The sequence below is a fragment of the Corynebacterium sp. UD i78 genome (assembly GCF_056280545.1).
Map to the genome: position 1 here is coordinate 2,701,443 of NZ_JBWCED010000001.1, position 12,200 is coordinate 2,713,642.

Sequence of the window (12,200 nt, forward strand, 5' to 3'; positions counted from 1 at the left end):
GGTCTCGTAGAGTGAGAACCGCGAGAACACCGCGAACGACAGGAGAGCACCCCATGGAAGGTCAGCGCAGGATCCCGAAGATCCGCGAGGCGTCCGGATTCAACGCCGTCATCTCGGAGAACTGGGGTCCGCTCGACCGCACCCCCACCCTCACACCGGGGGCAGCCGAGGCAGCACAGGCGCACCGTGAACGCTTCCTCGCCGCCGTGGACCGCCCCGGTGACGGCGTCTTCGTCATCGGTTCCGGACTGCCGCGTGTGCGCAACGACGACAACGACCACGCCTTCCGCGCCAGCTCCACCTTCCTCTGGTTCACCGGCATGGGGGTCGACGAGTCCTACCTGGTCCTCACGGACACCAGCACCACCCTCTACACCCAGCAGCCCGCCGGCCCCGCCGACCCGGACTTCTTCGGCAACGCCGCCTACGGCGAACTGTGGGTCGGCGCGATGACCGGACCCGCCGAATGGTCGACGGCACTGGGCATCGACGTCCGGCCGCTCAGCGACCTCGACGACGACCTGACAACCCTCGGCGGCCCGTTCCGTGGCCTCGGCCGGATCCCCGACGCCCTGGCCCACAGGTTCGACATCCGTGCCGACGCGGACGCCCGTCGTGTCGCCGACCGGCTCCGGCAGATCAAGGACGCCTGGGAAATCGACCAGATGCGGGCCGCGGTCTCCGCCACCGTCCTCGGCTTCGAGCAGACCGTCGGCCAGATCGCCACCGCGAAGACCATGGAGCGCGGCGAGCGCTGGCTCCAGGGCACCTTCGACCGGGCGGCGCGCACCTACGGTGTCGACGTCGGATACGCGACCATCGTCGCCGCCGCCGGCCACGCCGCCCACCTGCACTGGCCCCGCAACGACGGGCCCGTCCGCGACGGTGACCTCGCCCTGCTCGACATGGGTATCGAGATGGAGTCCCGCTACACCGCGGACGTCACCCGCACCATCCCGGTCTCAGGGACGTTCACCGACGCCCAGCGTGCCGTGTACGACATCGTCGTCGCCTCCCAGCGTGCCGGCCTGGCCGTCTGCACTCCGTGCCACCGCTACAGTGACTTCCACTTCGCCTCGATGCAGGTCCTCGCCGAAGGTCTCGACGACCTCGGCCTGCTGCCGGTCTCCGTCGACGAAGCACTGTCGGCCGACGGCCAGCACCATCGCCGCTACATCGTCTGCGGCGTCGGCCACCACCTCGGCCTCGACGTCCACGACTGCAGCCACTCCCCCTACGAGGACTACCAGGACGCCATGCTCGAACCCGGCATGGTCCACACCCTCGAGCCCGGCCTGTACTTCCATGTCAACGACCTGTCCGTGCCGCCGGAGTTCCGCGGCATCGGCGTGCGTATCGAGGACGACCTCGTCATCACCGCCGACGGCCACGAGAACCTCTCGGCCGACCTCATGCCCTTCGGCACCGACGAGATCGAGGCCTGGACGCAGGCCCGGCTGTAACCGGACCTGCTCCCCCTGGCGCCCCTACTCTGCCGGGACGGTCTCCCCGGCAGAGGGTGCCCCGGTACCCTCCGCGGCGCCGTCCTCCTTCGTCACCTTCGGTGCGCCGTGCACCGTGATCTCCGCGACCTGCGCGGCATCCGGCATCGGAAGGCCGGTGATCCACAGCAGCACCCGGTCCTCCGGATCCGGCAGGTCCTTCGTCCCCTGTTCACCGTCGGCCGTCACACCGTCCCCGTCCGGCGCCAGGCTCAGCGTGTCGCCCTCCGAGATGCCGGTGGCCAGCAGTGTGGTCTGGTCCAGTGAGGTGATGTCACCGGACCCGGTGCGCAGTTCGACGGTCATCCCCGGGTTGACTCCGGTCAGCTGGACCTCGGTCAGGGCCGTGGCCTGCGGAAGGGTCAGCAGCAGGCCGATACCCTCCTTCACCGAGGAGTCCGTCGGACCGAACTGCACCTGGTACTGGGCACTCGCCCAGGCGGTGTCCGGGTTCCCGTCGATCGCCAGTGGGGCGTCCTCCGGATTGTCCGGGGTGCCGCGGCCGTCGACCGGGGACCATTCCACTGCCTCCGTCGGCTGCTGCACACCGATGGTGCCCAGCCCCGGGCCGCCGAGGATCGAGTCCGTGGTCACCGGCGAATCCTTCCGGTCACCACCGAAGAAGGCCAGGGCGATGACGATCACCGCGACGACCGCGATGACACCGGCGACGGTCGCGACACCGATGGCCGCCAGGCGTCCACGGTTCTCCGGGGCGGCGCCGAAACCGGCCCGGTCGGTGACCTCCGGGGTGACGTCTGCGGTGGCCGCCAGGTGCGGGCCGGTGTGCGGGTCGTCCGACGGACGGGTGGCACTGCGCAGTTGCCGGGCCAGCTCATGGCCGTCGGTGATTCCGCCGGACCGGGCGGCGTCCACGATCGAGGTGAGCTCGGCAGGGACGGACTCCGGTGCACCGGGTACCCCGGCAAGGAGCAGGTCAAGGGAGACGCCGATGGCATGCACGTCGCCCGGGCCGGCGTCCGTTCCCGCATCGGTCGGGACCAGGCCCGGGAAGGCGAGGACGGCGCGGCCCTCGGTGCTGATCCGCAGCCGGTTGCGGTGGTCGATACCGAGCGAACAGCCGGCACCTGCGGCGTCCGCCAGATCGGCCATGGCGTAGCCCGCCGCCAGCGGATCCGGACCGGACTCCGCGGCCCGGGTCAGCGGGGAACCCTGGGTCCAGTCCGAGACGATGACCACCACGGAACCCGCGTTGCAGATCTCCCGGACCAGCGCGACCGCCGGCGAGGTTGCCGTGGCGTCGGCGAGCCGGGCGGACGCCGCCACGATCTCGGAGGCCGACCGGCCAGACTTCAGCGTGTCGATGACGGTCAGGGCTACCAGGTCACCGTCGGCGTTGTCGCGGGCCTGCCACAGTCGGGCGGTCGGCGAGCCACCGTGGTCGGCGAGCAGCCGGAACCGGCCCTGCAGGATCGGCGCACCCGGCACCAGGCGCGGCCCGCGGACCCGCCCGGCGGACAGCGGCGGCAGCGCACCGACGAGGCCGGTGCCCATTCCGGAGTTGTCGCCGAAGGACATGTCGGTGATCCTCGTGGTGGAGCCGGTGGCAGGGGCGTTCTCCTCCAGTTGGGCGGCGGCGACCGCGGCCTTGCGGAAGAACCGGCCGACCAGCGGCAGCCTCGCCAGGGCCGCACCGATGGTGAGGACCTCCGGCAGCTTCGAGAATGACAGCATGATGCCGGCGAGGATCAGGAAGACCACTCCGGTGATCAGCAGGCGCACGATGTAGCCGATGGAGGAGGAGTCACTGACAACGAAGGCGGTGAGCAGGGCGTCCACCCGCCAGGCGATGAGTGCCGCGATGACGGACGCACCCAGGGCCCACAGTGCGGTCTTCGCCACGCTGCGCATGCCCAGGTGCCCCAGGGAACGCTTGAGCAGCCGGTGGCCGATGATCGCACCGGTGACGAAACCCATGCCGTTCGCCGCACCCAGCAGGACCACCACGAGGCGCGGTTCACTGGCGATGTGCGGCGCAAGATAGGCGAGCACCAGCTTGGTCACCGTGATTCCACCGATGATGAAAGTCGGTGTCCACACCTCCTCGCGGGCGTAGAAGACGCGCAGGTGCAGCAGAACCAGGGAGTAGGGGATCAGGGTGAACGCGGAAAAACTGACCGTCCAGCCCAGGACGTTCGCCGCGTCCGGGGAGAAGGAACCGTAGGCGAACAGGGCCGGGCCGATGACCGTGCCGAAGGCGGTGAGGTAGATGATCACCGGCACCATCGCCAGCATCGTCAGCCGCGACGCCGTCGTCAGGTCCTTCACCACGGCCTTGTCGTCGCCGTCGGCGGCATTGCGAGACAGGCGTGGCATGAACGCGGTGAGCAGGGTGACGCCGATGATGCCGTAGGGCATCTGCAGCAGCTGCCACGCCTGCGTGTAGATGGTCGGGGCGGTGTCGTCCGAGCCCGCCGCGATGCGGTTGTTGAGGATGAATCCGACCTGGGAGATCGCCACGTAGACGACGATGGCCAGGGCCATTCCACCGAACTGCCTGAGCCGGTCGTCCAGGCCCCACAGCGGACGCAGGTTGACGCCGGCCTTCTTCAGGTACGGCACCATGATCAGTGCCTGCACCACGACACCGAAGGTGGTGCCCAGACCCAGCAGCATGATGTGCGGATCGGTGATGGTCACCGAGTCATTCGGGGAGAGCTTCGAGTCCTGCGGCAGCAGCCAGTAGAGGCTCAGTACCCCGATCGTCACCACGTTGTTGACGACCGGGGCCCAGGCACCGGGTTTGAAGTAGCCCTTCGTGTTGAGGACAGCCATCAACACCGCGAACATCGCGTAGAAGACGATCTGCGGCAGGACCAGGTAGGCGAAGGCCGTGGACATGCCTACGTTGACCTTGCTGTCTCCACCCAGCGACATCCTGGTCAGCAGTGGCGCGGCGAAGACAGCGACGACCGTCACGGTCATCATCAGGGTGAAGGTCAGCGTGACCAGTCGTCTGATGAACGCCTCGCCCCGGTCGGAGTCCTCCTTCTCGGCCCGGACCAGCAGCGGGATCACCAGACTGGTGAGCACCGCACCGAGCACCAGCTCGGTGATGAGGTTCGGCAGGACGTTGGCTGTGTTGAAGGCCGAGGCGATCGCCCCGCCCAGTGCCGAACTGATGAGTACGGTGCGCAGGAAGCCGGTGATACGGCTCAACAGCGTGGCGAAGGCCATGGAACCGGTCGTGCGCACCACGTCGGCGTCACTCGGCTTCCCGTCCACTGCACCGTCCGCGTCCACGGTGACGGTCGTGGCCTTCGACCGGCCCGAGAGAGCGGACTCGGCCGAGACCGCGGCGTCCGCCTCGGCGGCGGAACCCGGAACAGCACGGGAAGACCCGGTGGATGCCGCGGCCGCGGACGCCGGACGCCGGGTCGGCTTCGACGGTCCACCGGTCGCGCGGAACCGGTGGCGCTGACCGGGCTTTTGCTCGGGGTCCTCGTTGGAATCAGTCACGTGCACCATCATTCTTTACTCGGCGGCTGTCTGGCGAACCGTCCACGGCGCGTCGCCGCTTCCGTAGTGTTCTCGCGGCGACGAAGATCAGCGCGAGGCAGGCGGCGACGATGCCGACCAGACGCCAGTTCAGCCCGGGGACTGACGCCAGCCTGATCGTCACCTCGTCGGATATCCGCACGTCATCGGGGGTCGACAGATACATCGTCAGATCAGACTGCTCGGCCTCGGTCGGTATCTCGGAGGTCATCTGGAGGGTCACACTGCCCTGTGCGGGGATCTGCTGCACGCCCGGCGTGTTCAGTGTCACGCCGGGCGCTCCGGCATAGTGCACCCGCACCGACACCGGCAGTGGGAGCCCGTTGCGGGCCACCACGATGAGCGGGGAGGAGTCACTGGTGCGGGTGAAGACATTGCCCGGCGGCAGCAGGGAGACCGAGGTCCGCAGCGCATAGGCCAGACCGGTGACCCGCCCGGTGCGCTCCGAACCACGGTCACGCACCGCCGCGGCGTCCGCCCGGAAGCGGCGCCCGGTGTCGCTCACCGCACGCAGCAGGTCATCGAACATCGGCCGGGTGAAGATCCGGCGGGTCAGGGCGATGTTCGGGACATCCTCCATGATGTTGGTCAGGTTGCGCAGGTGCCCGGCGACCTGGGCGACATTGCGTGCCGCACCGTCGTCGACCGGGGCCGGGTCGATGTTCTCGGTCGTGTCGTCGAGGGTCACCGGTGCGGCGGGGGCCGACAGGGCGTCACCGAAGCTCACCGGCTCGGCCGACCCGTCGGCGAAGTGTGCCTGTACCGCGTCGAGGAAGGCCGTGGCGTCCTGCGGATCCACCGACCATGCGGCCGGCGGGACGGCGAGAACCTGGCCGGTCGTCGTGCGGGCGGCGTCCAGTTCCCGGTCGAGGACGCCCACCGCCGCCGCCATGCGGGACGCCGCCCCGTCCGCCGAGAGATCCCGGCGCGAGTCGGTGTCGGAGTAGGCGGCGGTCTCGGGGCGCTCACCGGTCGCGGCGAGAGCCGCGCCGAGGGCGGCGGGGAACTGGAGGGTGCGCACCGGGGAATCCGGGAGGGTGCCGGTGGCGCTGCGTGCACCGGGGATGTCCTCCTCCGTTGCTTCACGGGTGAGCGTCGCGTCGGCGATGACGGCGGTCGACGGGGCACTGTCATCCCCACCGTCCATCAGCGACCGGGCGGCGGGTTCGATGTAGCCCGAGCCGGGGATCTGCACCCCGGTGGCGGGGGTGATGTCGAGGACGTCTTCCACCACGGAGACGCCACGGTCGGTCATCTCCTCGGCGAGCCACGGGTCGTTGCCGGTGGCGACGGCGTTGATGTCCGCGTTGGCGTAGGGCAGGGGCACCACGCAGGCGTCCTCCACCACGTCGCGCAGGTCACTGAGCCAGGCGGAGGCGGCGTCCGCCCCGGTGCCGGACTCCGAGGGAGTGTCATCGTCGTGGCGGTTCCAGCGGTCGCGCAGCCGGGTGGGTTCCTCGACCGGCGAGGGCACCGAGGCGCCCACGCGGTAGCCGTCGGTCATCCGGTCGACGGTCTCGAGAAGGTCAGGGTCGATGGCGAGGCAGGTGGACGCCTTCACCCGGTCACCGTCGCTGCCGTCGGTGGCGTCGCGCCAGGTGTCCAGCAGGCCGCGGAGGCGTCCGCCCTCGGAGAGCTCACCGGCGAGGGTCTCGTCGGGGAGGTAGAGCTCGGAGGGGTCCGGGGCGTCGCCGACCTGACCCGCGACGGCGACCGACGCCGAGGACAGCGGCCACAGGACCGTGAGACCCGGGGTGGTCTCCTCCGTGTCTTCTGCGCCCTCGTCGTCATCGGGCCGGTCGTCGGTGACGGTGAGGGTCGTGCGCGCCCCGGCGAGGTAGGAGGTGTCGGCGCCCCCGAGACTGCCGTTGAGGTTGAACAGCAGGGGGTGGACACCGGCGCCGGTCAGCCCCAGACCGGGCAACGTCACGTCGTCGACGGGCGCGACGTCCCCGTCGGTGTTGTCCCGGTACCAGTCATCCGACTGCCCCACCGGCACCCGCACGGTGATGTCGAGGGACTCCCCCGGCTGCACCGTCGCGTCGAGCGTCTGGAACGGGCCGACCCACGGGTACTCTCCCTGGTTGGCCAGCAGTGAGGTCGCCACACCGTCCGGCTCGGTGACCGTCTCGGCATGCTGGGCGCGCAGTTCCAGTCCACTGAGCGTCTGGTCCGAGCCGTTGGTGACCGAGACGGTGACCTCCAGCTCGTCGTCCTCCACGGCCCGGGCCGCGGACTGGGCGGTGACCTGCGCGGTCACCCCGGACTCCGGCTCGGCCGAGCGGGCGTCCGGATTGGCCCACAGCAGGTCAGAGGTGGTGGGTACCTGGGCGGCCGCGGGAGAGACCGGACATGCCAGACAGACCCCCAGCGCCGCGCTGACGGCGAGGGGGACCAGTCTGGGGAGCGGACGGGGCAGGCGCACACGACCACCTACCGCAGCGTCCGACGCCCGGCCTTCGCCTCGGCGCGGGCCAGGTCGGGCAGCCGGTCGAGGGCCTGCCGGGCGAGCTTGCGTTCATCGGCGTACGCCAGCTTCTCCACGAGATGGCTCACCGGCAGCCAGGCCACCTCGGTGACCTCCGGGTCCTCGTCGTTGAGCTCCCCGTCGACCACGCGGAGCAGATGGTGGTGCACCGTCTTGTGGATCCGCTTGCCCTCGGAGACGAACCAGTAGTCGATGGTGCCCAGCTCGGAGAAGACCTGGCCGTGCACCCCGGTCTCCTCCCACACCTCGCGCTCGGCGGTGGTGTGGGCGTCCTCGGCGTCCTCGATATGTCCCTTGGGGATGGACCAGAGGAGGCGTCCGCGCCGGTCAAGACGCCCGATGAGGGCGACGTACATCTTCGACAGATCCACGGAACCGTCGCCACGGACGGCCTCCGGCATGCCCGAAAGCACCAGGCCACCGGCGCTGGTCTCGACCGAGGTCGGCAGTTCGTGGTGGTCACGCTGGTGAACCGGGCGCGCCGGGGACCGCCGGGGGTCCGGGATGCTTCGACGACGCCTCTGACTCATGGTTGACCAGCGTAGTGCCTGCGACTGTGAAAGGGGGACCCGGCTGTACCATTGTGGGAATGCAACGAGATGCCGGAACCATGCTCGCGACCGCGCAGGACGCCGTGAAAGTCCACGACAGGACACTCACCGCCCTCGCCGGCGCCTTCGCCACCCGTGGACATTCCCTGTTCCTTGTCGGCGGTTCCGTCCGGGACGCACTCCTCGGTCGACTCTCCCACGACCTCGACTTCACCACCGATGCGCGTCCGGACGTGGTGACGGAGATCCTCGACGAGGTGGCGTCCACCGTCTGGGACACCGGTATCGCCTTCGGTACCGTCTCCGGTCTGATCCACGGGATGACCGTGGAGATCACCACCTTCCGCGCCGACCGGTACGACGGCTCATCGCGGAACCCCGAGGTCACCTACGGCACCTCCCTGGAGGAGGACCTGGTGCGCCGGGACTTCCGCGGCAACGCCATCGCCCTGGAGCTGTCCGCTGACGGTGCCCACGAACTGCGGGATCCGCTGAACGGTTTCGAGGACCTGGTCAACGGCGTGCTCGATACGCCGGCTGCGCCTGAGCAGTCCTTCCACGACGACCCGCTGCGCATGCTCCGGGCCTGCCGTTTCGCCTCCCAGCTCGGCTTCGAGGTCGCCCCGCGGGTGCAGGAGGCCATGACGCGGATGGCCGCCGAGATCGACCGGATCACCGCCGAGCGCGTTGCCGCCGAACTCGACAAGCTCATGCTCGGGGCTGAGCCGTGGACCGGCCTGGACCTCATGGTCGTCACGGGCATCGCCGCACATGTCCTGCCCGAGCTGCCTGCGCTGCAGCTCACCCAGGACGAGCACCGGCAGCACAAGGACGTCTACGCCCACTCCCTGCAGGTGCTGCGCAATGTCACGGAGCTGGAGGGGCGGCTGGCGGGTGAGCCGGAAGAGCTGGAGCACCGCCGGCTGGTGCTTCGCTGGGCCGCGCTCATGCACGACTGCGGCAAGCCCGCGACCCGTGCCTTCACCGAGTCCGGTGCGGTGACCTTCCACCACCACGAGGTCGTCGGTGCGCGGATGACGCGCAAGCGGCTCAAGGCGCTGAAGTTCCCGAAGAAGACCACCGAGGAGATCGGCCAGCTTGTCTTCCTCCACATGCGCTTCCACGGCTACGGCGAGAGCACGTGGACCGATTCCGCGGTGCGCCGGTACGTCACCGACGCCGGCGACCTGCTCCCCCAGCTCCAGCTCATCGTCCGGGCCGACTGCACCACGCGCAACAAGCGCAAGGCCGCGCGCCTGCAGCGGGTCTGCGACGACCTGGACGCCCGGATCGTCGAGCTGAAGGAGAAGGAGGACCTTGCGGCGGTGCGTCCTGAACTGGACGGCAACGAGATCATGGAGATCCTCGGCATCGCGCCGGGACCCGAGGTCGGCAAGGCCTGGGCGTTCCTCAAGGAACTGCGGCTGGACCGCGGCCCGATGGAGCACGACGAGGCCGTCGCCGAGCTCAAGGCCTGGTGGAAGAACCGGGACCTCTAGTGTCCCCGACTACCCGCTCTGAGGTGGCCGCCGGCGTCCGGGCGTCCTGGACGGTGGGCCTGGGACTGCTGCCGCTGGGTCTGGCCTTCGGTCTGCTCGTGAGTCAGTCCGGCTTCGCCTGGTGGTGGACGCCGGTCTTCAGTTTCGTCATCTACGCCGGTTCCATGGAGTTCCTGGCGATTTCCCTGGTCACCGGGGGTGTGGCTCCGCTGTCGGCCGCGGTGACAGGGTTCCTGGTGAACTTCCGGCACATCTTCTACGGGCTGAGTTACCCGGTTTCTGCGGTGCGCTCGCCGGTGGCGAAGGCCTACGGTGTCTACGCGCTGACCGACGAGACCTATGCGATCCTGTCGTCCCACCGTGGGGCGACGTGGACGCAGCCGAAGGTCATGGCGGTGCAGGCGTTCTGCCAGGCGTCCTGGGTGCTTCCCGGCATCGTCGGCGCGCTGGTCGGCGCGGCCCTGCCGATGGACGTCGAGGGGCTCGACTTTGCGCTGACCGCCCTGTTCGTGGTGCTGGCAATTGAGGCGATGTCCGCCCGGCGTGATGTGCTGCTGCCGGTCGTCGCCGTGGTGACCGGTGTGGTCGGGCTGCTCATCAGCCGGGACCAGATGCTGCTCATCGGGCTGACGCTGTACTTCGCCTTCCTGGTCGGGCGGTTCCTGTGGGACCGGCGGAAGGACGCAGGCTGCGGTGCTGCGTCCCCGGGGTCTTCATTTCCGGGGTCTGCATCCGCCGACGGAGACCCGGAGAAGGGAGATGCGTCATGAGCGCCGGGTCCGTCCCCCTGTCCCCGTCCACACCGACCCTGGCGTCCGCCGGCCTGCCTGAGGGCGTGGACCTGACGAACACCCTGCTCATCCTCGCCGGGATCTGCGTGGTGACCGTGGTGTTGCGTGCCCTGCCCTTCGCGGCGATGAAGTTCTTCCGCGAGTCTGCGCTGGTGGCGTGGCTGGGAATCGCCATGCCGGTCGGCGTGATGATCGTGCTGGTCATGTACACGCTGGTCGACAGCACCGACAAGCCCGGCGGGGTGGGGGCGGCGCTCATCGCCGTGGCGTTCACCGTGGGGCTGCACCTGTGGAAGCGCTCGGCGACGTGGTCGATCCTGCTCGGCACGGCGCTGTACGTGGTGCTGGTGAACTGGGTGTTCTGAGCCTGGGGTGGCTCTGAGCGACTCCGGTGGTTGGTCCTGGATCTTCAGGCCACCCTCCCGAGTCGTTTCCGGGTCCTCGCTCCCGTCCCTTCCTTGCCTCGCCTTCGCGGCCGGCCGGTTGGTCGGCACTGGAGTTCGGGGAATCCAGGCTCAGGAGGCCACGGTGGATCACAGCGGCACGTTCTTCCCTGCTCAGGGTCAGCAGTGCGCGCTCGATCTCAACGGCATCCATGGCCATGTCGCCGGAGTACCGCGGGGGATTGTGTCTGCGTAACCCCTCGAATGTCGGACATCACCCCGCACACAGCCGCTTGACCCCGGCGGCTCCCACCCAAGCACCCGAGCCGGGCACCCTGGCCGTGTACGCATCACGCACCGTGAGGCTGTTCTGACTCTTCAGAACCCGCCTCACGGTGCGTGATGCCGACATCTCTGCGACGGAGACCCGGACGGAGACCTTTACGGGACCTCCGTGGAGGGCTATTCCGTGGCGTCCTCCAGCTGCGGGACCAGCAGGTCGAGCGCGTGGAGCATGGAGGCCGGGGTGCCCAGGGAAATCGCGTTGGCGAGCTCGTCGTCGGCGACGACAGCGTGGCCCTCCTTCACTGCGGTGAGGGAGTTCCAGGCCGTGTCCTTGGTGAGCTCGTCGGCGGAGAGCATGATCGGGAAGCCGATGACCACGTCGGAGTCGGCCTTGTCGATGTTCTCCTCGGACAGGGAGACGTAGAAGGTGTCGCCGGCGAGATCGGTGATTTCCTGGTTCGGCTGGAAGCCGATGTCCGCCAACAGGTCAGCGCGGGCGTCACCGGTGACGTACGCGCCCCATTCCTCACTGGTCTTCGCCAGGACGGTACCGGTCTTCTCCGACCACTCCGGGTGTGCGTCCCTGACCTCGGTGATCCGGTCGTTAGCAGAGGTGACCAGGTCCTCGCCCTTCTGGCTCTCGCCGAGGGCGGTGGAGATCATCTCGACCTGGGTGTCCCAGGGGGTCGTCCAGTTGTCGGCACCTTCGGGTGCGGAGACGGTCGGCGCGACAGCGGAGAGCTTCTTGTAGGTGTCCTCGGAGCCGTCGGAGCGGACGTTGATGATGAGGTCCGGTTCCAGCGCGGCGATCTTCTCGTAGTCGAGCTCCATGGTGCCGAGCAGCTCAGGGGCCTCGTCATAGGACGCCTCCGCCCACGGGCTCAGACCGTCGTCGCCGAAGTCGAGCCAGTCGCTCACGCCGACGGGCTGGACGCCCAGCTCAGTGGCGATCTCGGCGTCGCCCCAGCCCAGGGCGACGACCTTCTGCGGCTGCTCCTCGATCTCGACCTCGCCGAACTTGGTGTCGACGGAGACCGGGAAGGAGTCGGTGGCGGTGGATTCGGAGGAGGACGATGACGAGGAGGTGTCGTCATCGTCGTCGTCGGAGGAGCAGGCCGCGAGAGCGACTGCGGTGGTGAGGGCCATGGCGGCCGCGCTGATGCGCATCATCCTGGAGGTCAT

The 12,200-nt window shown here is 69.1% G+C and carries 7 protein-coding genes and 1 pseudogene; 4 read left to right on the forward strand and 4 right to left on the reverse strand.

Features of this window, described 5'->3' with window-relative positions; genetic code table 11:
- The first annotated feature begins 53 nt into the window (after positions 1 to 53).
- Complete coding sequence (locus ACZ9GM_RS12685; RefSeq protein ID WP_476038043.1) at positions 54 to 1,463, forward strand: aminopeptidase P family protein; 1,410 nt, start codon at positions 54 to 56, stop codon at positions 1,461 to 1,463.
- A gap of 24 nt (positions 1,464 to 1,487) precedes the next feature.
- Here the strand turns inward: ACZ9GM_RS12685 and ACZ9GM_RS12690 are convergent, their stop codons facing one another.
- The 3 genes and pseudogenes from ACZ9GM_RS12690 to ACZ9GM_RS12700 form a co-directional block, all read right to left on the reverse strand.
- A complete protein-coding gene (locus ACZ9GM_RS12690) occupies positions 1,488 to 4,991 on the reverse strand; it encodes a murein biosynthesis integral membrane protein MurJ (protein ID WP_291473435.1) in 3,504 nt (1,167 codons plus the stop codon).
- Entirely contained in the window at positions 4,975 to 7,446 is a 2,472-nt protein-coding gene (locus ACZ9GM_RS12695; protein ID WP_476038044.1) for a hypothetical protein, read from the reverse strand. Before ACZ9GM_RS12695 ends, ACZ9GM_RS12690 begins: the two co-directional genes overlap by 17 nt.
- Before the next feature lie 8 nt (positions 7,447 to 7,454).
- A pseudogene (locus tag ACZ9GM_RS12700) lies at positions 7,455 to 8,069 on the reverse strand (NUDIX hydrolase); the annotation flags it as partial.
- A gap of 29 nt (positions 8,070 to 8,098) precedes the next feature.
- On the opposite strand from ACZ9GM_RS12700, the gene ACZ9GM_RS12705 reads away from it, so the two are divergent.
- From ACZ9GM_RS12705 to ACZ9GM_RS12715, 3 genes are read left to right on the forward strand one after another with little or no spacing between them, the layout of a single operon-like run.
- Positions 8,099 to 9,559: a CCA tRNA nucleotidyltransferase gene (locus tag ACZ9GM_RS12705; protein WP_291473433.1), complete on the forward strand. Its 1,461-nt coding sequence runs from the start codon at positions 8,099 to 8,101 to the stop codon at positions 9,557 to 9,559.
- Complete coding sequence (locus ACZ9GM_RS12710; RefSeq protein WP_476038045.1) at positions 9,559 to 10,329, forward strand: AzlC family ABC transporter permease; 771 nt, start codon at positions 9,559 to 9,561, stop codon at positions 10,327 to 10,329. The genes ACZ9GM_RS12705 and ACZ9GM_RS12710 overlap by 1 nt, the downstream gene beginning before the upstream one ends.
- Positions 10,326 to 10,715 carry a branched-chain amino acid transporter permease gene (locus tag ACZ9GM_RS12715; RefSeq protein ID WP_291473431.1) on the forward strand — a complete coding sequence of 130 codons (390 nt, stop codon included), beginning with the start codon at positions 10,326 to 10,328 and terminating at the stop codon, positions 10,713 to 10,715. The genes ACZ9GM_RS12710 and ACZ9GM_RS12715 overlap by 4 nt, the downstream gene beginning before the upstream one ends.
- 480 nt (positions 10,716 to 11,195) lie before the next feature.
- On the opposite strand, the gene ACZ9GM_RS12720 is transcribed toward ACZ9GM_RS12715, so the two are convergent.
- Positions 11,196 to 12,200 carry an iron-siderophore ABC transporter substrate-binding protein gene (locus ACZ9GM_RS12720; protein WP_291473430.1) on the reverse strand — a complete coding sequence of 335 codons (1,005 nt, stop codon included), beginning with the start codon at positions 12,198 to 12,200 and terminating at the stop codon, positions 11,196 to 11,198.

Bases quoted from the DNA above. Each gene is read 5' to 3' on its own strand.
- ACZ9GM_RS12685 (WP_476038043.1), top strand. From the start codon at position 54: ATGGAAGGTCAGCGCAGGATCCCGAAGATCCGCGAGGCGTCCGGATTC.
- ACZ9GM_RS12690 (WP_291473435.1), bottom strand. From the start codon at position 4,991: ATGGTGCACGTGACTGATTCCAACGAGGACCCCGAGCAAAAGCCCGGT.
- ACZ9GM_RS12715 (WP_291473431.1), top strand. From the start codon at position 10,326: ATGAGCGCCGGGTCCGTCCCCCTGTCCCCGTCCACACCGACCCTGGCG.
- ACZ9GM_RS12705 (WP_291473433.1), top strand. From the start codon at position 8,099: ATGCAACGAGATGCCGGAACCATGCTCGCGACCGCGCAGGACGCCGTG.
- ACZ9GM_RS12720 (WP_291473430.1), bottom strand. From the start codon at position 12,200: ATGACCTCCAGGATGATGCGCATCAGCGCGGCCGCCATGGCCCTCACC.